This window comes from Cupriavidus sp. USMAA2-4, from assembly GCF_001854305.1.
Lineage (GTDB): Bacteria > Pseudomonadota > Gammaproteobacteria > Burkholderiales > Burkholderiaceae > Cupriavidus > Cupriavidus malaysiensis.
Genome location: NZ_CP017748.1, coordinates 26885 through 46426 on the forward strand (window position 1 = coordinate 26885; position 19542 = coordinate 46426).

Genomic DNA, 19542 nt, shown 5'->3' on the forward strand with positions numbered 1-19542 from the left:
GGGCTTCTGCGGCCAGCGCAGCTTGCGTTGCGGGAGGAAAAAGATCCCACCCTCGCACTTGGGGTGCAAGGGTGGGGCAGGAGCGGAATGTCAATGGGGAATCCCATGGCATCCCTGCAAACGAGATTCAATTTTATCCTTTTAAGATTTCTTATATACACTTGTTGGCTACCCCTGACGAAGGGGCTGCTGCCTGAGCGGTGCCCCCCCCGGGGGAAACTGGCGCGGAGCGGAAGCGGATCTCTTTCGCGTGCGCCGGAGACTTCCGCAGGGCCTGCGCAAGCGCCGCGAGCGGGGGTGGCCGGGCGCGCTCCTCGCTCCTTTAGCGGAGCCGGTAGTTGACGCCAATGGTGAAGCTGTTATTGACCCAGCGGCTGCCCCCTGCCCGGTCGGTGTCGCCGGTCCATTCCGAGAACACGCTGACGTTCCGGGTGGCCATGTACTCCACACCGGCACCATAGTGGATGCGGTACGACGGAGAGGTCCCGGTGACCCCCACCCGGCCATAGGGCATGAAGCTGCCGATCGGATAGCCGAGCTTCGCGTCGATCCCGATGTCCTTGTTGGTGGCCGAGCCGAAATGCAGGTCGGCAAAGATCTCGGCGCCGATCACGGCCGGGCCGACGCCGAAGCCGTAGCCGGCGACGAAACCGGGGAAGATGGTCGTATGCGAGGATCGGTTGGTCGCGCCGGAAACGCTGGAGATGTTGGCGCCGACCTTGGTGCCGATATAAGGGCCGGTGAAGGCCTCGATATTTCCCGGGTTGTCCGACTGGGCGGCAGCGTGGCCGCAGAGGGCGAGGGCCGCGAAGGTGAGAGCGATCTTGCCGATATTCATGAGTGACTTTGATTCTCTGGCAGAGGGATGGTTAATGGTTATCGGAGCAGGCGCGTCGCGGAGAATGCGCTGCCCTGTGGCACTGGCTGGATTGCGGCGCCGGATCGGCGCGGGTGCGGCTTTTGTACGGTGTGCCGCAAGGGCGTTCCCGCATTGGGCGCGCATCCGTATCGGGACGCGCGTAAGTGCCCGGTTGCTGTGGCCTGAGATCGGCTTGCCCCGATGCCGGCGCACTCCGTGCGCCAGCTGAATAGCGGCAGTGGCTGCCGGCTGCGCGCGTGACCGGGAAGAGATCCCGGCTATTCCGGCTATTCCGGCTATTCCAATCGGCGCACCTGGCTCTTGAATCTCGGCCAGTGACAGAGAGCGGCAAACCAGATGGCAATAAATGGCCCGAATAGCGGGAAGAGCAGGATCAACTGGCTCAAGGCGGAAAATCCCGCTCGCCGCAGCAGAAACGAGGTGGGAATGGCCCAGGCAATGTGAATGATCAATAGCGATAACGGCGGTACTAGGCCTTGCATGATCTCGGGGACATCGTTGATGGATTGGCGAGGGCGTTGGCGGCAGGCTGCGCTTCAGGCAATGGGAGGCCATGGGCCCGGGATGGATTCGTCGCTCTCGAAGTGGTTTTCATTTTATCAATTTGAAATTCGTATTTTGCACGTTTACATCCCCCCTGCTCGCGGGGAAGCGGGATCGGAGCAAGGGACTGGACGAGTCTGCGCGGCAGTGGCGAAAGACGCATGGACGGGTTCACCCGGCGGCACGCTGGATGTAGTGGTGAGGCGAGCGGAGCCGCCATCGATCGTGGCCGTGCCAGCGCTGGGAGTTGTCAATCCCGACGGCGCGCGCGGCGGCCAAGAGGATGACGCACGGATGGCAAAGGATCGTTTGCGCATGCTGGAGATGGGGGTTTCAACAGGCGCAAGCGATCGACGGAAAAGAATGGCGCTGCGATGGTTCAGATAAACATGGCACCCCCCGTCCCTTGCGTTTGCAAAGGTTTGATTTTCAAGCGGACTTTTAATCCCTTTGGGTGAAGGAAAGTGCAGGAATAGCTGATAGACTACGCATCAAGATATGCTTTCACGGAGGGAGAAAGCATCCCTGTCTCTTATTTGCCGACCCTGGGGAACTGGTCTTTGCGGTTTGCGGTGCCCGTCCGGTTGATGCCGTCCGTGCAGGCCGGATATGCTGCGCAGGCCACGCGCCAGGAAGCCGGAGCGGCGTGGTTGAGGCCTAGAACGATGGCGGTGCGCTGGCAAAGCGCGAGCGGGGCGACGCTCGACAGACCGACCCGGATTTCAAGGTTCCTGGCGGGATAAGAGGGAATTAATCTTCAGATAAAAATATCTGATCATAATGATATGAGCAAGAATTTTGAATTCTACTCAACCCAAGAAGCCGCGGAACGGCTCGGGGTTTCTCGTCGGACGGTGCAGATGTGGGTTGAGACCGGCAAGTTGCCGGCATGGAAGACCGATGGCGGCCACCGCCGGATTCCGAAGGAAGCCGTCGATACCCTGGTTCTCCAGCAGCAGCGGGTGCAGGATGGCAGTTTGCTGCGTTCCAGGCGTCTCATGATCATCGAAAGCGATCCCTATTTGAGGGATCTCTATGCGAGTGGAATCAGGACGAGATTCCCGGACCTGAAAATCGAATCAGTGGGGAACGGGATCGAAGGCCTGATCGCGATAGGCCGGTGTGAGCCTGATATTCTTATTCTGGATCTTGTGATGCCGGGAGTCGATGGCTTTCGCCTGTTGCATACGCTCAAGACAAATGAAATCTACGAGAAAATCGCGATAATCATCGTCACCGGACTGTCGGATGATGTGATTGAATCGAATGGCGGGCTGCCCGAGCATATCTGCCTTTTGAAAAAACCGATCGGGGTCAAGGAGCTTCCGATTGCCGTCAATAATGCCTTGACGAGCCGGCAGGTTCACCTTGCCGCCTAGTTGATGTTGCCGGCCGATTGATATTTCAGTCCGCGCGTGGCGGTTTCAATCCGCCAGTCGCAGGGTGCGCTGCATCGCAAATCAAAAGGCCTGCGGCCCTGCCGTGGAGCATGGCTGAAGCGCTGCCAGGCGGACGTCCACGCTGCTCCCGTCCGGCGTGATGGCGGCGGCTGACGCGAGGGCGACACACCGCGGCGTCCCCCCGGCGATGGCCCCGAGACCTCGCCGCGGAATGCCGGGGCCGGTCCGGCGTCATTCCCCCCCAAAGCGGCAGCAGCCTCAGCCGGCGGCCCCCGCATGAGCCGCCTTCAGGGCCCCGATGTCGAGTTTGACCATCTTCATCATGGCATCCGCCGTGCGCCGGGCCCTGAGCGGATCGGGATCCGACATCCACTCGCCGAGGGCCGCCGGAACGATCTGCCACGAGAGCCCGAAGCGGTCTTTCAACCAGCCGCATTGCTCGGGCACGCCGCCGTCGAGCAGCCCATTCCAGTAGCGGTCCAGTTCCTCCTGGTCTTCGCACTGCACCACGAAGGAGATCGCATGGTTGAACGGATCGAGCGGTCCGGCACTCATGGCAGTGAAAGGCTGTCCGCACAGGACGAATTCGACGATCTTGACGGAACCCGGCGGGCCGCTCGGCGAATCGCTGGGCATTGCCGTGACCCGCACGACACGTGAATCGGGAAAGATCGAAGCGTAGAACCTGGCGGCTTCCTCCGCCTCTTTCGCGTACCAGAGGAAGGGGGTGATCTTCTGCATCTTCATGGCAATGCTCCTGTCTGGGCGGGGCGATCGCGCCGCGAAACGGGATCGCAATCGGGGCGACCAAGGAAGGGCGGCAGCGAGAGAAAGCCCGCACGATGGCGGGCTCGGGCCGGGGATGCTGCGCCCCGGGAGGCGCTCGCTCTCACAAAGGGGACGTGGGAGCGCCCGGACGCGCCCGCCAATGTCCGCGTCGGTCCGCGTGAAGCCGGAACGCTGCCGCGGGGCACGACCGGCTGCGATTCATGCAATGACCGGAGCCGGGCACTCTCACCAGCGCCGGATCGCTTGATGCAGCCCGCTATTCCTTCGTATCGCCCTTGCCCATGGAGTCCTTGTCCATCGAGTCCTTGCCCATGGAGTCCTTGTCCATGGAGCCTTTCCCCATGGAATCCTTGCTCATGCCTCGCTTCGCCGGAGCCTTCTTGGCGTGGCCTTTGCTCATATGGCCTTTCGACATATCGTCCTTGCCCATGGTGTCCTTCGCCATGCTGCCGCTTTGTCCCATCGCATCCTTTCCCATCTCGTCTTTCTTCATGGTGTCCTGTGCCAGCGCATTGCCGGCCAGCAGCATTGCAGCGGAAATCAGCAAAGCCAGACGCTTTTTCATGGTGTTCTCCTTGGTCAGATAAGCAGGAAACCGGCGAACCCGCCGGTCAGGTACGGGTGATCGCTCAGGAACCGCCGAACCAGTTGTAGCCCTGGTCCTCCCAGTAGCCGCCCGGATACTTGTTGGTCACGAAGATGGCGACGATGTGCTTCGGGTTCTTGTACCCGAGCTTGGTCGGCATGCGCAGCTTCATGGGGAATCCATACTTTGGCGGCAGGCGTTCGCCGTCGTAGGTGAACGTCAGCAGCGTTTGCGGATGCAATGCCGTGGGCATGTCGATGCTGGAGTAGTAGTCGTCGGCGCAGCGGAAACCCACATACTTTGCCGTCACGTCCGCTCCGATGCGCTGCAGGAAGTCGGAGAAGCGCGTGCCGCCCCACTTGCCGATCGCGCTCCACCCTTCGACGCAGATATGCCGCGTGACCTGGGACGTCTGCGGCAAGGCATACAACTGGTCGAGCGTCCATGGCGCCTTGCGTGAGACCAGGCCTCCGATCTCGAGCCGGAAGCCGTCGGCGTCCACCTCCGGCACTTCATCGATGCCGTAGTAGGCGTTGAAGGGGAACGGCCGCGTCAGCATGGACTCAGGATAGGTCGGCGCCAGCCGCCGCGGATCGAACAGCCAGGCTTGCGCCCGATCATTGAAGCGTGAAACCGCCATCAGGAAGGACTCTACTGACGGCTCGTCGGTGATGCGGCATCCAGTCAGCAGCAGCAATCCGCCGAGCGTGATGGCGCGCTTGCCGAACAGCCGGCGGGACGGCATGCTCAACTCCCGGGTGGCATCGCGCAGGATCAGCTGGCGGTCGACTCGGACGATTTTCTCGGGTGTGCTCACGGCAATTCCCCTGTTCAGCCTGTTTAGCTGCCTCAGCCTAGCGGCCGCGCAGCATGATGATGAGCGTGCGCGGCACCAGTACCGTCATCACCACATGGACGACGATGAAGAGTGCGATCGCACTCATGCCGGCGAAGTGGATCCAGCGAGCCGTGTCATAGCCCCCCATCAGCATGCGCAGCAGCGGAAACTGCACTGATTTCCAGATGGCGAGACCGGATAGCACCGTGACCACGATGACGGCGACGACCCCGAGATAGAGCAGCTTCTGGGCGGCGTTGTATTCAGCGAGATTGGCGTGCGAGAGCTTCCCGCGCAACGCCGCGGCCATGTCTTGCAGCGCGCCGGAAATGGAAAGTGGCAGGAAGCGCCTCTGGAAGCGGCCGGTGAGCACATTCATGGCCAGGTAAAACAGGCCGTTGGCCACCAGCAGCCACATGGCGGCGAAGTGCCATTGCAGCGCGCCGGCCAGCCACCCGCCGAGCGTGATGCCGTTGGGGAAATGGAAGGCAAACAGCGGGGAAGCGTTGTAGATGCGCCAGCCGCTGAGCATCATGATGATCACGGCGATGGCATTGAGCCAGTGCGTGATGCGCAGCCACGCCGGCTGAATCGTGGTGGACGGGCTTGTGCGAGGCTCTGGCCTGATTGCCGCGAATCGCTCTGCAGTCTTCACGTTTCCCTCCGATGGCAGTCGTCAAGCGGCAACCGCCGCCCATGCCACGTTAGTCGTGCCTCGCGGCACAACCTTACACAGTCCCATCGCATCCTCGTCAGGCGCGGATCGTGGCATCGCCAGCGTGGCGCCTACGGCATATCGCAGTGCTGAGAAAGATCGAGTGGCTTGCCGCCATGATTCGATTGCAGAAATGAAGCGGCATGCACCTTGACGATAGAACCAATCGACCGGAAGGCAAGGAACTGCCTTCCGGTTGTTGCGTGGTGGCAGGGCCCGGCGAAAAAAGTGCCCGCGTAGTGGCGGCCTCAGGAGGAGGGGTGCCCGGCTATCGGAAGCTGAATGCCAGGGCCGCTTCGCAATGGGCGCCGACTGTGTTTTCGCGTATTGCGCCGATCTCGCGCAACTATGTCTTCTCAGCGGTGAGCCGCTACGGAAGCTGGAGCGATAGCCATTATCCCGGCGCGGGTTTGTCCGCTCCTTACCTGCTGGGTTTGCCTGGCGACGTGCCTCTTCCATTTCCCCCGAGGGCCACGCGAACGGTGCGATGACGCCGGCATTTTCACGATCCAACCACCTCGCGGGATCAGGGATTCTACTGAGATGAGCGGGGCGTGTGTCGCGCTTGACACTGCCAGATCGACGTTGATAAATTATCCGATCGGATAATTTTATTGGTGCGCGTTGCTGGTGCGCGCGCGAATGGCAGCTGGCAGTTGGCCGGGTCCGTTGCTGCCGTTGTTGCGCATCCGGATCCAGACCAGCGTATCCGTAACGCCGAGGCGCGCCTCGGACGACGAGCGCGAAAGAAAAACAAGGAGGAGAGCTGTGGGGAGGAAAAAGCATCTTGCGTGCCATGCCGTCTTGAGTCTCGCTGCGGGTGGCACGGGCGTGGCGCATGCACAGTCTGGCGTGACGATCTATGGCGTCATCGATGTGCCGTTCGAGTATGTCAACAACCAGGCGCAGGTCGCGCCGGTCATCAATCCCGTCACCGGCGCGGTGACACGGCAAGCGGGGGGCAACAAATTCTCCCTGGAGGCGGCTGGCGGCATGTCGGGCTCGCGTTGGGGCATACGCGGCGTGGAAGACCTGGGGGCGGGCATGAAGGCGTTGTTTGTCCTCGAGAGTGGTTTCGCCGCCGACTCGGGGCAGATATCGCGAGCGGGCACCATATTCGGCAGATTGGCGTTCGTCGGCTTGCAAAGCGACCGGCTCGGCCAGATCACGCTCGGCCGGCAGAACACCAGCATGTATGAAACGCTGGGGAACTTCATGCCGGCCAAGTTCGCTCCCTTGTTCGAGCCAACGGTAGCTTTGCTTGGCGGGACGGCTAGCGGCGGTGGCCTGGACAATGCGGTGAAGTACACCGCAGTCGCGGGGCCGCTCACGATGAAGGCGCACTACAGTTTCGGGGCGGGGCTGAGCAAGTTCGGCCTGACTCCCGTTGCCGGGCAGGGCGCGGGGGAAGTGCCCGGGCATGCCAAGGACAATACCGCTTATGGAGCCGGCCTGATGTACCTGGGGGCAGGCCTTGGCCTCGCCGTCACCTATGACCAGTGGAACCCTGCGGTCGTGCCCGGCAGTACCGGTACGTCGAAGAAGCTGGCGCTGGCTGCAAGCTATGAGCTGGGCCGGACCAAGTGGATGGCCGGCTATCGCTGGGGACAAAACAAGGACGCTGCAGGCGGCACCTTGGTGCGGGACAATTTCTGGTGGACCGGTTTCAACTACAGCGCCACGTCTGCGCTGACGCTCACGCTGGGCTACTACTACGATGATCGCAGGACATTGAAGACCAACGCCGCACAGCCGGACGTCAACCCGGTCAACCCCTGGCAGTTGAGTTTCATCGCCGACTACGCATTATCCAGGCGCACCGACGTCTATTTCACGGTTGGCTATGCACGGAACTCTGGACTGAACCTCGACTCTCCGGCAATCGGATTCGCGAATGGTGCATTCCTTGGCGAAGGGAAGAACAGCCAGACGGGGATCGCAACCGGCATACGTCACAAGTTCTGATGGGTTGAGAGGAGATGAAGCAAATGGATCAAAGCGCGATCGGAGGACGTCGCGCGGCGGAGCCGCAGGAGCGGTCGCCAGCGCCAGCGCAATTGGCTGTGGCGCGCGCCAGGCGCGTCGCGTGTCGATGGGCACTGCCTATCATCGGGGCCGTGGCACTAACTGTGCCGCCCCTCATGGCGCGGGCGGTGCCCGCTGCCGGCCCGAATGGGTCGCCCGATACCCGCCCGAACATCATCCTGCTGATCGCCGACGACCTGGGCTGGGGCGATCTCGGCAGTTACGGCCATCCCGTGTTCCGCACGCCGAACCTGGACCGGATGGCGGCCGAAGGCCAGCGCTGGACCAACTTCTATGTCAGCTCTCCGATCTGCTCGCCCAGCCGCGGCGCCATGCTGACCGGGCGGGTCGAGACCCGCTCGGGCTTGTATGGAGCACTCAACAGCGTGCAGGTCGAAGGCGATCCCTACGGATTTCCCGACCGCGAAGCGACGGTCGCCAGCGTGCTGGGCGACGCCGGCTATGCCACCGCCCTGTTCGGCAAATGGCATCTGGGCGACGCCCCGCGCGCTTACCCGACACGGCACGGTTTCGACTCCTGGTGGGGCATGCCGATGTCGAACGATGCGTACTTCACCGGCATTCCCGGCGGCGTCAGCATCGAGGAACTGCGGCAGCGCTTCGCCAAGGGTGAGTCGCCCAAGGAACTGTTCGCCCTGTACTACCGGCAGGCGGTGACTGCCTTCCGCGATCCCAAGAACGCGTACTGGAACTCACCGCTGATCTCGAGCGAGCGGATTGTCGTCAACGGCAAGACCGACTACCGCGACCAGGTGGTCGAGCAGCCGGTGGATCAGCCCGGCTACAACAAGCGCCTGACTGACCGGGTCGTCGATTTCATCGGTGGCAAGCACGACAAGCCCTACCTGGCCTGGGTGGGGTATGAGAAGCCTCACCTGCCGCATATGCCGGCGCCCGAGTTCGTCGGCAGCAGCAAGGGGGGGCCGGTGGGCGACGCCATTGCCGAGCTCGATCACAGTGTGGGGCGGGTGATGGAAGCCGTGCGGCGCAGCCCGGATGCCAAGAGGACGCTGGTCGTATTCGTCAGCGACAACGGCCCCTGGATCCTGTATGAGGAGCTGGTCGGGTCGGCCGGCATGCTGCGCGACGGCAAGGCTTCCACCTATGAGGGTGGCGCACGCGTGCCCGCCCTGTTCTGGTGGCCTGGCACCATCCGTCCCGCGGTCGTGGACGGCATCGGCGCCACCTACGATCTGCTGCCCACCTTCGCGGCGCTGGCCAAGGCCCGGCTGCCCGATGCCGTCCTCGACGGGGTCGACCTGGGCAAGACGCTGCGCGAGCAGGCGCCAAGCCCGCGCCAGGTGATGCCCTATTTCTACCGTGGCCGCCTGCAGGCCTGGCGCGAAGGGGAATGGAAGGTCAACTTCTACGACGTCACCGGGCGCAAACCGGAGGAGAGCCTGCAAGTCCGCATGGCTAAGCCAACGCTGTACAACCTGGGGCGGGATCCCGGGGAGAAGTTCGACAAGGCTGCGAGCGAGCCCGCGATCCTGCAGCGCCTGCAGCAGGATGCCCAGGCCTTCGAACGCTCGATCACGAAAGCGGCGCCGGAGTTCGACCGGGTGACGATCGAACGCGGTATGGCGGGGCGAGGCGGCAACTGACCCGCGCCAGTGGTACGCCGGGCGAGCAGGCGTCTCGCGGTGTCGGTGCCGGCCGCTGGCTCGGTCGGCACCCCGGCCTCGGCGTTCGCGTGGGTCCGCCGGACCTTCACGCCAAGGCTCAAGCGGCCACCCTATCCGCAGGCACGATCGCCGCGGCGCTCTGTTCGATCCTGTCGCGCATCCGCAATACGACTTCAATGACGACAACCTGCCCATCGGGGCCGCGTTCTGGAGCCTGCTGGCGGAGCGCTACCTGACAGACTGAGAGGCGGTCCGGCAGACCTTGCGCAACCTGTTGCCGCGAGCATCCGCGGGGAGGCGATCCGAAACAAGAAAGCCGGCGCGGTCCAGGACCGTGCCGGCTTTCCTTTTTTCACGCCCGGTCGCACCCGGGCGCAGGCGAGGCTCAGCCGCGCTTGAGCTGCGACAGGTCGCGCACCGCGCCGCGATCGGCCGAGGTGGCCAGCGCCGCGTAGGCCTGCAGCGCGGCCGAGACCACGCGCTCGCGGTGCTCCGGCTGCCAGGCGCGCGCGCCGCGCGCTTGCATGGCGGCGCGGCGGCTGGCCAGCTCCGCCTCGGAGACGTCGAGGTGGATCCGGCGCTTGGGGATGTCGATGTGGATTGTGTCGCCATCGTTGACCAGCGCCACCGTGCCGCCTTCCGCCGCTTCCGGCGAGGCATGGCCGATCACCAGCCCCGAGGAGCCGCCCGAGAAGCGCCCGTCGGTGAACAGCGCGCAGGTCTTGCCCAGGCCCTTGGACTTCAGGTACGAGGTCGGGTACAGCATCTCCTGCATGCCGGGGCCGCCCTTGGGGCCTTCGTAGCGGATGATGACCACGTCGCCGGCCTGCACCTGGTCGCCCAGGATACCGGCCACGGCGTCGTCCTGGCTCTCGAACACGCGCGCGCGGCCGCTGAACACCCACTGCGACTCATCCACGCCCGCGGTCTTGACGATGCAGCCCTTCTCGGCCAGGTTGCCGTACAGCACGGCCAGGCCGCCGTCCTTGGAATACGCGTGCTCCTTGCTGCGGATGCAGCCGCGCTCGCGGTCGAGGTCCAGCGTGTCGAAGGTGGCTTCCTGGCTGAAGGCGACCTGGGTCGGGATGCCGCCCGGCGCGGCGCGGTAGAACTTGTGCGCGGCATCCTCGCCGCTGCCCGCCACGTCCCAGCGCGCGATCGCGGCGCCCAGCGTGCCGCTGTGCACGTTGCCGCAGCTGGGGTCGATCAGGTCGGCGCGCAGCAGCTCGCCGAGGATGCCGAGGATGCCGCCGGCGCGGTGCACGTCCTCGATGTGGTACTTGTCGGTGGCCGGCGCGGCCTTGCACAGGCAGGGCACCTTGCGCGAGATGCGGTCGATGTCGGACATGGTGAAGTCCACGCCCGCCTCCTGCGCCGCGGCCAGCAGGTGCAGCACGGTGTTGGTGGAGCCGCCCATGGCCACGTCCAGCGCCATGGCGTTCTCGAAGGCGCGCTTGGTGGCGATCTGGCGCGGCAGCACCGAGGCGTCTTCTTCCTGGTAGTAGCGGCGGCACAGGTCGACGATCAGGCGGCCGGCCTGCTCGAACAGGCCCTGGCGCCAGGCGTGCGTGGCCACGATGGTGCCGTTGCCCGGCAGCGCCAGGCCGATCGCCTCGGTCAGGCAGTTCATCGAGTTGGCGGTGAACATGCCGGAGCAGGAGCCGCAGGTGGGGCAGGCGCTGCGCTCGACTTCCTCGGCCTCGGCATCGCTGACCTTGGGGTCGGCGGCCTTGATCATGGCGTCGATCAGGTCGATCTTGGCGATCACCTGGCCATCGGTGGGCGACTTGATCTTGCCGGCCTCCATCGGGCCGCCGGAGACGAACACGACGGGGATGTTCAGGCGCATGGCGGCCATCAGCATGCCCGGGGTGATCTTGTCGCAGTTGGAGATGCAGACCATGGCATCGGCGCAGTGCGCGTTGACCATGTACTCGACCGAATCGGCGATCAGTTCGCGCGAGGGCAGCGAATAGAGCATGCCGCCGTGGCCCATGGCGATGCCGTCGTCGACCGCGATGGTGTTGAATTCCTTGGCCACGCCGCCGGCGGCTTCGATCTCGCGCGCCACCAGGGCGCCGAGGTCGCGCAGGTGCACGTGTCCCGGCACGAACTGGGTGAAGGAGTTGACCACGGCGATGATGGGCTTGCCGAAATCGCCGTCCTTCATGCCGGTGGCGCGCCACAGGGCGCGCGCCCCGGCCATGTTGCGGCCATGGGTGGAAGTTCGCGATCGATAGTCAGGCATCCGTGTCCTCGGGGATTATGTTGTACTAGTCGAGGCTCGGTGTGCGGCTTGAGCCTCCTGGCGCGCCGTAACGGGGCGCACGGTCTGGGGGAAATGTGCAGTTGGTGCAGTTGGTGCAGATGGTGCAGATGGTGCAGATGGTGCGGGAGATGCGCTAAGACGTCCAATATATTTTTCTGGCGTAATTAAGTCGAAAAATATATCAAGCGCGGCAGGGCAAGGGGCGAGGTGAAGGGCGCGCCCTCGTCGTGCCGGGGCAGCATCACGCCGAGCGATGGCCGGGGCGCCGCGGGCTGCACAGCGCTTGCCGCATCCCGCCGGCCGGCTGCTCGGCAGCGGGCTTATTGGCCATCGCGGGCCAGGTATTCCCGCCGTCCCGCAAATGCCGGCAGGCGCCAGCCGAAGTAGAGAGACGCCAGCCGCAGCACCACGCATGCAAGCGTCGCCAGCCACGGCGCCCACCAGGCGGTCCAGCCCGCGTAGGTGAAACCGACCTGGACTGCCGCGCCGAGCAGCGCAGCGGACGCGTAGATCTCGCGCTCGAGTATGGCCGGCACGCGCGAGAGCAGCACGTCGCGCATCACGCCGCCGCCGACCGCGCTCACGATGCCCAGCAGGATCGCGAGCTCCGCGCTATGGCCATAAGCGAGCGACTTCTGCGCCCCCGCCACCGCGAACAGGCCGAGCCCGATGGCATCGAAGAGCAGCACAGGCTGGCGCAGGCGGCGGACTTGCGGATACGCGAGGAGGGTGACCCCGCACGCCGCCAGGGAGGTGGCCAGATAGGGCCAGTTCGAGAGCCCGGCGGGCGGGACGGCGCCGATGCAGACGTCGCGCACGATGCCGCCCCCGCAGGCCACCATGAAGGCGATCGAAGCGATGCCGAACAGGTCGAGCCGTTTCTGCCGGGCGGCGACGGCACCGCTGATGGCGAACGCGAAGGTGCCGACCAGGTCGAGGAAGGTGTAGGCCGCGTGGGAATTCACCATGGCCGTCCTCATTGGACAAGCCAGGCCCCGGCTGCGCACAGCATGGCTTCCAGGCCGGTACGCAACGTGGGGTGGAGGGTGGGCGCGAACTGGGGCGAGTGGTTGCTGGGCAGCCTGTTGAGTGTCTTTTCCGCTTGCGCCCTGGCATAGGTTGCGGCATCCGTGCCACCGACGAACCAGAAGGCGTACGGCACGTTCCATGCGCGGCCGAACACGCTGAAGTCCTCGCTCGCCGCGGCCGGCTGCGTCTCGTAGGCCCGCTCGCCGAACCAAGCCTCGAACGCCGCCTGCAGGCGTTGCGTGGTGGCGTCATCGTTGACCGTCAGCGGGTAGCTGCTGAGCGTGGTGAACTCCGGCTCGCGCGGTGCATTCGATGCCATGCACTCGGCGCAGCAGATGCGGCGGATCGCGCCCAGCATGTATTCGCGCACGTCCTCGTCGAAGGTGCGCATATTGAGCTTGAGGGTGGCGTCGTCGGGAATGATGTTCTCTTTGGTGCCGGCCTGCAGCGCGCCGACCGTCAGCACCGCGCTCTCCCGCGGCGAGATCTCGCGCGACACGATGGTCTGCAGGCGCAAGGTGGTCGACGCGGCCATGATGACGGGGTCGATCGACGTCTGCGGTTGCGAGCCGTGCGAGCCGCGCCCGAACAGCCGCACCTTGAGGCTGTCGCCCGCCGAGAGGATGGTGCCGGAGCGATAGCCTACCGTGCCCGCGGGGCCGACCATCACGTGCTGGCCCAGGATGACGTCGGGCTTGGGGAAGCGGGACATCATGCCATCGTCGATCATGCTGCGCGCGCCGCGCCCCACCTCCTCGCCGGGCTGGAAGACGGCCAGCAGCGTACCGCGCCACGCAGCGCGATGCTCGGCCATCAGGCGCGCCACGCCCATCAGCCAGGTGACGTGCAGGTCGTGCCCGCACGAATGCGCCACGCTCACCTCGACGCCGTCTTCATCCGTCATCTTGACCGTGCTGGCGTAGGGCAGTCCGGTGGCTTCCGCCATCGGCAGGGCATCCATGTCGGCGCGCAGCATCACCGTGGGGCCGTCGCCATTGCGCAGCACGGCAACCACACCGGTGACGCCGACGTTGCGCGTGACCTCGTAGCCGAGCCCGGCGACATAGTCCGCCGCGATCGATGCCGTGCGGACCTCCTGCATGGACAATTCCGGATGCCGATGCAGATCCTGGTAGATCGCTTCCAGTCCGGGCAGGAGCGCGTCGATCGCGCTTCCCATCGCTTCGATCCAGTTCGGCATGGGAGACTCCTCGTCGTTACCGTGCGCGCCGCAGGCGGGGCGGCAGGCGGCACACTCAGTCGGGGGCGCCGGCGGATCCGGCGCTCAACAGGTCGTGCGAAAGCTTGTCCAGCAGTCGCTCCAGGGTGCGGCGCTCGCTGGCGCTCAGTGCCTTGGCCAGTTCGACCTCCAGCGCCGATCCCAGCACCTCGGACGCCCTCGCCACTTCCAGGCCGCGCGCCGTCGCGCGCAGCATCACGCTGCGGCGATCCGATGGATGCGTGGTGCGGCGCATCAGGCCCCGCGCTTCCAGGTCGGCAAGGACCTTGGATAGCAAGGTCTTCTCGACCAGTGTACGCCGCGACACCTCCTTGGGTGTCGTGTCCGGTTCAGCGCACACCAGGCGCAGCACACGCAGCGCGCGCACATCGAGATCCCAGTGCTCGCGGTAGGCCACGTTGGCCCGCTCGATCAGCAAGGCACTGGTCAGGTCGAGCTTGAACGTCAGGAAGTCCGAGTACACCACCACTCCAAGGTCGCGGGCATGCCCCGCATGCCCTTGGGGCGATTATAGGCAGATAGTTGAAAAATTCAACTATGTGGGGAGAGGGGCAGGGATGTGGACTATCCCTGGCACGTGCCACGTGCCACGTGCCGGTCGATCAGGCCGGCTTGAACACCATCAGGAAATAGACCGCGATCATCGCCAGGAATGCTGGATATCCCAGCCATTCCCATCGCATGGAGAAGCGCCAGTAGCGGTCCGGCAATGCCGTCGATCCGGCGGCATGAGCGACGCGCGCCATCTTTGCCATTTCAAGCTGCAGCCAGACCACCGGCAGCCAGCAGGCCCCCGCGACGGCATAAAGCACCGCCGCGGCGACGAGCCATGAACTCGTCCATGGCCATCCTGCCTGATGTGCCAGCCAGGCACCGGAGATCGGCTGGAACAGTACCGCTGGCGTGGTGAACCACCAATCGGCGCGCACCACCAGCCGGGTCACCGCGGCAATGACAGGAACCGATCGCGTGCGGTGGGCGAAGTAGAGGTAGAACGCGGACCCGAAGCCGGTTCCGACCAGCAATACCGAAGAGAGGATATGGAGCGCCTTGATCGTGAGGTAGGTGTTCATCGCGAGTTGTCCTCGCTAAGCAGGATGAGCAGGATCGCCAGAATCGGGAGATTCTTGAGAATCGCGCCAAACGGGTCCCAGAGGGTTTCCGGCATCGCGACGGCGATGATCGACGTGTAGGTCGCGACCAGTACTGCCTGGGATAGCCACAGCAGGCGCCCCGGCTTCACGATCGTCATGACGCCGAAAGCGAAGTCCAGGCACACCGCCGCATAGAACGCCGATACCGCACTCATGTCGTGCAGGTGCGCACGCGCGAGCAGTGCCATGGTCGCGTCGCGGGGAAAGCACAGGCTGGCCGCCGAGGTCCAGAGCCAGACGAAGGCCAGCACGCCCCTCAGCAGCGCGGACTGCCACGTGCGAAGAGCCCGGTAGCGCAGCGCAAGCGCATCGGGGCCGATGAAGGCGCGAAGACTCTGCGCCGGGCGCCCGAGCAGGCTTGCCGTCGCGGCGCCATCGCCGGTGCTGCCGGCCTGCAGCATTCGCCAGGTATCGCGGGTCAGCATCGACCCGGGCACGCGGTCGAGCAGTGCCGCGCCGGTGCCGATCAAGCCGCCTGGAATCGACACCGGCAAGGCGGGGGAGAAGCCGAGCGATTGGCGGTAGATGGCCAGCATCTCGCGATACTCGACCTCTTCGCCGCCAACCACGTCGATGACGCCGCGGTCGCCGGCGTCCGCATCGAGCAAGCGTTCGATGACTTCAGCCAGTTCCTCCACGTGGACGGGGCGAAGGCGCTGATGGCCGCCCGCCGGCAAGGCGTGGATGGGCAGGCTCGCGAGCATCCGGAAGAAGGCGGCCGATGCGCCCAACGGTCCATAGACAAGTGCCGGCCTGACGATGGAATGGCTGACCGGCAGCGACTGCAGATGATGGTCGGCGGCGAGTTTGCTCTGGAAATAGGGCGTGAGGCCGCTTGGAACGCCAAGCGCGGAAACCTGGATCACGCGCTGGATACCTTGCCGCTGGCAAGCATCGAACAAGGCGATCGGTGCTCTGGTGTGGACGCTGTCGAAGGTCTGCCGACCCTTCTCGATCAGGATTCCCACCGCGTTGATCACGACGTCGATGCCTTGCAGCAGGGCATCCCATGCATCGGGGCCAAGGGCGCCGGCATAGTCGATCGCGCGCTCATCTTCCGCCGTGGCATGCCGTACGCCCTTCACCACGCGATGGCCGCCGCGCTCGAGCCTGTCGCACAAGGCCGCGCCGATGAAACCGTGTGCGCCGCAGACGAGGATGTTCATGCTGCCTCCGCGGTCGATTGCGCGGTCGATTGCGCGGTCGCTTGCGCGGTCGCTGCCACGGGTTGCTTCGTGGACGCCTGCGGTTGGGGAAGGTAGCGCGCGATCATGCAGGCCACGGCAGCGACCGAAAGCAGTGAACCGAGAAGCGTGAAGAGGAACGTTTGCCGGACCACGAGTTCTTCGCAGACCGGATCGCCGGAGAGGCATTTGACAGGACTCGTCGCAGCCAGAAGAACCAGCGAGAGCGGCATGCATACCGTCAGCACCGCCGAAACGCGCACCCAGAACTCGGCGCGATCGCGCGTTCCGCACACATCCGTCAGCAGTCGCAATGTCACCGCGCGCAGATAGCAGGTGATGGCCAGTCCGATCGCCACCGGGCCGGCAAGCTGGAATGCAAGCAACAGGATCGTTTCCATGGATTCCTCCGTTTCTGAAATTTCTGTATTGACAGAAATAAAAGGTCAAAAAATACGGACCATAGGTCCGTTACCGCGTGCCTCAGTTCGCCTTCCGCCTGACTGCGCGACTGATCTTTGCCCCTACGCCCAATGTCTTCATCAGGGTATCGGGCCGCAGCCGCAACATCTCATCCGACCAGGTGGTGAGGGTTTCGAGAAACTCCAGCGTGTCGCGCATGCGCTGTTCCACCTCCTTGCTTTCCTTCCCCAGACCGGGATCCATGAGGCTGTCCCGCAGCATGGTCAGCGTGGGATCGATTTCCCGCTGGCGCCTGCCTTCGACAATCAGCTTGAACAGTTCCCAGATATCCGTGGAGGTCTCGAAGTGGTCCCGCCGATCGCCCATCACGTGAACCACTTTCGCGAGGCGCCAGGCCTGGAGTTCCTTCAGGCTCGTGCTGACGTTCGAGCGCGCGACACCAAGTGTTTCAGCGATCTCATCGGCGGCGACCGGACGCCCGAGCAGATACAGCAAGGCGTGGATCTGGGCCACGGTGCGATTGACGCCCCATCTTGAGCCCATTTCGCCCCAGTGGAGGATGAACCGTTCAGCGAGAGGTGTAAGTTCCATGAGGGGCAATCTAGTTTCTTCAGTTATTTCTGTCAAGACTGAAATAACTGAAGCCGCGCGCAAGGGGAGCGAGAGCAGGGAAGGGCCTGGTGCCCCTCCCCGGGGGCTGCGATCGCGGCGTCCTTCAGGGCAGCAGGTGCGTATCGCCCGCGGCCTGCGGCGGCAGCTTGATGGCCAGCGCCTTGAATTCGCCGGTGGTGGCCACCGAACCCGCGTGCGCGATGCTCTTCGGAATGATGATGAGGTCGCCGGGGCCGACCTCGCGCTGTTCATTGCCCAGCCAGAAGGTGCCCTTGCCCGAGATGATGTACTGGATCTCGTCGGCGCTGGTGTGATAGTGCTTGGGAACGTTGCCCGATTGCACCGCGATGGTTCCCGACGGCGTTGCCACCAGTCCTTTGGTACGCAGGGTGCCCATATTGGGCACCTGCGGCCCGATGTCTTCGTCGGTCATCGCCGCCATGTGGACGATCTGCGGCGCCAGCGTGGCCGGTGGGGTCTGGGCGTGGGCGGGTGGCAGCCCTGTGTGGGCGGCAAGGTAGCCGCATGCAAAAGCAACGGGGATAGCGGCAAGAGAAGCAAAACGATGCATATGTCCCTCCCTTCGGTTGGCCTGCGCATGGTGCGTCGTGCGGGCGCTTGAGCCCTGCGGTACCGCGGGATTCTCTCATCGCGATCCGTGCCCGGCAGTGGGGGAAACCCGCAAGCCGAAGACGGCTCGGCCTTGGCGGGTGGCCGGGCGCAGGGAAGGAGGGGGCGACGAATGGAACCGGCCGGAGAATGCGGGCACGGCCGAGGCCTGCCGGTCCGCCGACCCCGTAGCGCCGCGGGCGCTCGCCTGACTTGGGAAGCGGGCGCCGGTTTCCCGTTTGCAGGATGGCATCCTGCAAAGGAGCTTGCCATTTGGGCGGGGCAGTATACTTCCGGCATTCTCCACACACATAGAAGTTAGCCATGAGCGCATTGCCGTCCTGTCCGAAATGTCATTCCGAGTTCACCTATGAAGACGGTGGCCTCTATATCTGCCCGGAATGCGCGCATGAATGGTCGGCGCAGGCCTCGGCACCTGTGGAGGCAGAAGCCAGGGTCTATCGCGATGCCGCGGGCAACGTGCTGCAGGATGGGGATACGGTCACGGTCATCAAGGATCTCAAGCTGAAGGGTTCGGCCGGCGTGGTCAAGATGGGCACCAAGGTCAAGAACATCCGCCTGGTCGACAGTGACCACGACATCGACTGCAAGATCGACGGCTTTGGTGCCATGAGCCTGAAATCGGAATTCGTCAGGAAGGTGTGACGAGGTTCGCGGGCAAGCGTCCGCGGCGTCGATCGGTCGACATCGGCTTCGAAGTTCCCGACGCTTTCTATCGCGCCGTCCGGGCGTGGAGCGGGCAGACCTCTGAGAGCGCCCGTCACGCCATGCGCCTGCATTGAGGAGAATCGCTCATGTCTTCGCCAGACCATCAGAGACGGGTCCTGCTCGCCGGTGCGACCGGCCTGGTCGGCGGCCAGATACTGCAGGCCCTGCTGGTCGACCCGGACGTTTCGGCGGTGCATGCGCTGAGCCGGCGGCCATTGAGTGTCAGCCATCCCAAGCTCGAGGTCCGCCTGGTGGATTTCAGCCGGCTGCCAGCGCTGCCCCAGGCCGACGAGGTGTACCTGGCGCTCGGCACGACCATCAGGGTGGCCGGCAGCCAGGCGGCGTTCCGCGCGGTGGACCTGGCGGCCAACCTCGCCGTGGCCGAGGCCGCGCTGGCGGCAGGCGCCCGGCGCGTGGGGCTGGTCAGCGCGGTCGGCGCCAGCGCGCGCTCCTCGGTGTTCTACAACCGCGTCAAGGGCGAGCTGGAGGATGCGCTCAAGGCGATGGATCTCACCGCACTGGTGATCGCCCAGCCGTCTCTGCTGCTGGACTACCGGGAGGGCTTGCAGCAACCGCCGCGGCTCGGTGAGACGATCGCGATCCCGATCGCGAAGCTGCTCGCGCCGCTGATTCCCGGCGCCTACCGGCCGGTGCAGGCACGGGCGGTGGCGCAGGCGCTGGTCAAGACCGTTCCCTCGGCGCAGGGCGTGGTCGTGCTGGCTTCGGATGTGATGGCCAGGAGCGGCGCTGAGGGCTGAGGGCCGGGCGGTCGCCGAGGCCGCCCGCTCGGCTGGTCGTTCGCTCGACGGATAGATTGATAGATCGATAGATCGATCGGCGCTTCGTCGACCCGCACAAGGGCAGAGCCGAC

General features: G+C 64.8%; 20 protein-coding genes. 6 read left to right on the forward strand and 14 right to left on the reverse strand.

The genetic code is table 11. The annotated features are described in order from the left end of the window. Window positions 1-322: 322 nt before the first annotated feature. The gene (locus BKK79_RS00170; protein WP_071036675.1) at window positions 323-838 is read right to left on the reverse strand and encodes an outer membrane protein; all 516 of its coding nucleotides are present in this window, start codon (window positions 836-838) and stop codon (window positions 323-325) included. Window positions 839-1324: 486 nt separating this feature from the next. Between BKK79_RS00170 and BKK79_RS40015 the strand changes: the two genes are divergently transcribed. After that, the gene (locus tag BKK79_RS40015) at window positions 1325-1810 is read left to right on the forward strand and encodes a hypothetical protein (protein ID WP_157128315.1); all 486 of its coding nucleotides are present in this window, start codon (window positions 1325-1327) and stop codon (window positions 1808-1810) included. Between the two features lie 398 nt (window positions 1811-2208). Continuing rightward, on the forward strand, window positions 2209-2802 hold the full coding sequence (locus tag BKK79_RS00175; RefSeq protein ID WP_071013152.1) for an excisionase family DNA-binding protein: 594 nt from the start codon (window positions 2209-2211) through the stop codon (window positions 2800-2802). Window positions 2803-3081: 279 nt separating this feature from the next. Here BKK79_RS00175 and BKK79_RS00180 read toward each other — a convergent pair whose 3' ends face one another. From BKK79_RS00180 to BKK79_RS00195, 4 genes are all read right to left on the reverse strand, one after another. Then, window positions 3082-3570, reverse strand: a complete 489-nt coding sequence (locus BKK79_RS00180) for a VOC family protein (protein WP_071036677.1) — start codon at window positions 3568-3570, stop codon at window positions 3082-3084. Between the two features lie 298 nt (window positions 3571-3868). Beyond that, window positions 3869-4177, reverse strand: a complete 309-nt coding sequence (locus BKK79_RS00185; protein WP_071013146.1) for a pentapeptide MXKDX repeat protein — start codon at window positions 4175-4177, stop codon at window positions 3869-3871. Window positions 4178-4241: 64 nt separating this feature from the next. Further along, window positions 4242-5015, reverse strand: coding sequence for a molybdopterin-dependent oxidoreductase (locus tag BKK79_RS00190; RefSeq protein WP_071013143.1), 774 nt, complete (start codon window positions 5013-5015; stop codon window positions 4242-4244). Window positions 5016-5052: 37 nt separating this feature from the next. Beyond that, a complete protein-coding gene (locus tag BKK79_RS00195; protein ID WP_071036678.1) occupies window positions 5053-5691 on the reverse strand; it encodes a cytochrome b/b6 domain-containing protein in 639 nt (212 codons plus the stop codon). Between the two features lie 828 nt (window positions 5692-6519). Here BKK79_RS00195 and BKK79_RS00200 point away from each other — a divergent pair. Both BKK79_RS00200 and BKK79_RS00205 read left to right on the forward strand, forming a co-directional pair. After that, window positions 6520-7716: a porin gene (locus BKK79_RS00200; protein WP_335582920.1), complete on the forward strand. Its 1197-nt coding sequence runs from the start codon at window positions 6520-6522 to the stop codon at window positions 7714-7716. Between the two features lie 164 nt (window positions 7717-7880). Then, window positions 7881-9401 carry a sulfatase-like hydrolase/transferase gene (locus BKK79_RS00205; RefSeq protein WP_232346239.1) on the forward strand — a complete coding sequence of 507 codons (1521 nt, stop codon included), beginning with the start codon at window positions 7881-7883 and terminating at the stop codon, window positions 9399-9401. 406 nt (window positions 9402-9807) lie between these two features. Here the strand turns inward: BKK79_RS00205 and ilvD are convergent, their stop codons facing one another. The 9 genes from ilvD to BKK79_RS00250 form a co-directional block, all read right to left on the reverse strand. Then, window positions 9808-11670, reverse strand: a complete 1863-nt coding sequence (gene ilvD / locus BKK79_RS00210; protein WP_071036680.1) for a dihydroxy-acid dehydratase — start codon at window positions 11668-11670, stop codon at window positions 9808-9810. 341 nt (window positions 11671-12011) lie between these two features. Continuing rightward, window positions 12012-12656, reverse strand: a complete 645-nt coding sequence (locus BKK79_RS00215) for a trimeric intracellular cation channel family protein (protein WP_071038366.1) — start codon at window positions 12654-12656, stop codon at window positions 12012-12014. A gap of 11 nt (window positions 12657-12667) precedes the next feature. Next, a complete protein-coding gene (locus tag BKK79_RS00220; protein WP_071036681.1) occupies window positions 12668-13921 on the reverse strand; it encodes a M20 family metallopeptidase in 1254 nt (417 codons plus the stop codon). A 55-nt stretch (window positions 13922-13976) separates the two neighbouring features. Continuing rightward, on the reverse strand, window positions 13977-14423 hold the full coding sequence (locus BKK79_RS00225; protein WP_071036683.1) for a MarR family winged helix-turn-helix transcriptional regulator: 447 nt from the start codon (window positions 14421-14423) through the stop codon (window positions 13977-13979). Window positions 14424-14562: 139 nt separating this feature from the next. Further along, window positions 14563-15033, reverse strand: a complete 471-nt coding sequence (locus BKK79_RS00230) for a DUF2269 family protein (RefSeq protein ID WP_071013122.1) — start codon at window positions 15031-15033, stop codon at window positions 14563-14565. Then, window positions 15030-16280 carry an SDR family oxidoreductase gene (locus BKK79_RS00235; RefSeq protein ID WP_071036685.1) on the reverse strand — a complete coding sequence of 417 codons (1251 nt, stop codon included), beginning with the start codon at window positions 16278-16280 and terminating at the stop codon, window positions 15030-15032. Before BKK79_RS00235 ends, BKK79_RS00230 begins: the two co-directional genes overlap by 4 nt. Further along, window positions 16277-16699 (reverse strand): hypothetical protein, encoded by a 423-nt coding sequence (locus BKK79_RS00240; protein ID WP_071036687.1) that lies wholly within the window; start codon window positions 16697-16699, stop codon window positions 16277-16279. Before BKK79_RS00240 ends, BKK79_RS00235 begins: the two co-directional genes overlap by 4 nt. 82 nt (window positions 16700-16781) lie before the next feature. After that, a complete protein-coding gene (locus BKK79_RS00245; protein WP_071013115.1) occupies window positions 16782-17312 on the reverse strand; it encodes a GbsR/MarR family transcriptional regulator in 531 nt (176 codons plus the stop codon). Between the two features lie 124 nt (window positions 17313-17436). Then, window positions 17437-17904 (reverse strand): cupin domain-containing protein, encoded by a 468-nt coding sequence (locus BKK79_RS00250; RefSeq protein ID WP_071036688.1) that lies wholly within the window; start codon window positions 17902-17904, stop codon window positions 17437-17439. Between the two features lie 362 nt (window positions 17905-18266). Between BKK79_RS00250 and BKK79_RS00255 the strand changes: the two genes are divergently transcribed. Together BKK79_RS00255 and BKK79_RS00260 are read left to right on the forward strand one after the other, a co-directional pair. Beyond that, on the forward strand, window positions 18267-18608 hold the full coding sequence (locus BKK79_RS00255) for a zinc ribbon domain-containing protein YjdM (RefSeq protein WP_071013110.1): 342 nt from the start codon (window positions 18267-18269) through the stop codon (window positions 18606-18608). 149 nt (window positions 18609-18757) lie between these two features. Continuing rightward, window positions 18758-19429, forward strand: coding sequence for an NAD(P)H-binding protein (locus tag BKK79_RS00260; protein ID WP_071013106.1), 672 nt, complete (start codon window positions 18758-18760; stop codon window positions 19427-19429). Window positions 19430-19542 lie beyond the last annotated feature (113 nt).

Excerpts from the sequence above, each read along its gene's own strand:
- BKK79_RS00180 (WP_071036677.1), bottom strand. The coding sequence starts at position 3,570 with ATGAAGATGCAGAAGATCACCCCCTTCCTCTGGTACGCGAAAGAGGCG.
- ilvD (WP_071036680.1), bottom strand. The coding sequence starts at position 11,670 with ATGCCTGACTATCGATCGCGAACTTCCACCCATGGCCGCAACATGGCC.
- BKK79_RS00240 (WP_071036687.1), bottom strand. The coding sequence starts at position 16,699 with ATGGAAACGATCCTGTTGCTTGCATTCCAGCTTGCCGGCCCGGTGGCG.
- BKK79_RS00235 (WP_071036685.1), bottom strand. The coding sequence starts at position 16,280 with ATGAACATCCTCGTCTGCGGCGCACACGGTTTCATCGGCGCGGCCTTG.
- BKK79_RS00175 (WP_071013152.1), top strand. The coding sequence starts at position 2,209 with ATGAGCAAGAATTTTGAATTCTACTCAACCCAAGAAGCCGCGGAACGG.
- BKK79_RS40015 (WP_157128315.1), top strand. The coding sequence starts at position 1,325 with ATGATCAATAGCGATAACGGCGGTACTAGGCCTTGCATGATCTCGGGG.
- BKK79_RS00260 (WP_071013106.1), top strand. The coding sequence starts at position 18,758 with ATGTCTTCGCCAGACCATCAGAGACGGGTCCTGCTCGCCGGTGCGACC.
- BKK79_RS00220 (WP_071036681.1), bottom strand. The coding sequence starts at position 13,921 with ATGCCGAACTGGATCGAAGCGATGGGAAGCGCGATCGACGCGCTCCTG.
- BKK79_RS00245 (WP_071013115.1), bottom strand. The coding sequence starts at position 17,312 with ATGGAACTTACACCTCTCGCTGAACGGTTCATCCTCCACTGGGGCGAA.
- BKK79_RS00185 (WP_071013146.1), bottom strand. The coding sequence starts at position 4,177 with ATGAAAAAGCGTCTGGCTTTGCTGATTTCCGCTGCAATGCTGCTGGCC.
- BKK79_RS00250 (WP_071036688.1), bottom strand. The coding sequence starts at position 17,904 with ATGCATCGTTTTGCTTCTCTTGCCGCTATCCCCGTTGCTTTTGCATGC.
- BKK79_RS00170 (WP_071036675.1), bottom strand. The coding sequence starts at position 838 with ATGAATATCGGCAAGATCGCTCTCACCTTCGCGGCCCTCGCCCTCTGC.
- BKK79_RS00255 (WP_071013110.1), top strand. The coding sequence starts at position 18,267 with ATGAGCGCATTGCCGTCCTGTCCGAAATGTCATTCCGAGTTCACCTAT.
- BKK79_RS00230 (WP_071013122.1), bottom strand. The coding sequence starts at position 15,033 with ATGAACACCTACCTCACGATCAAGGCGCTCCATATCCTCTCTTCGGTA.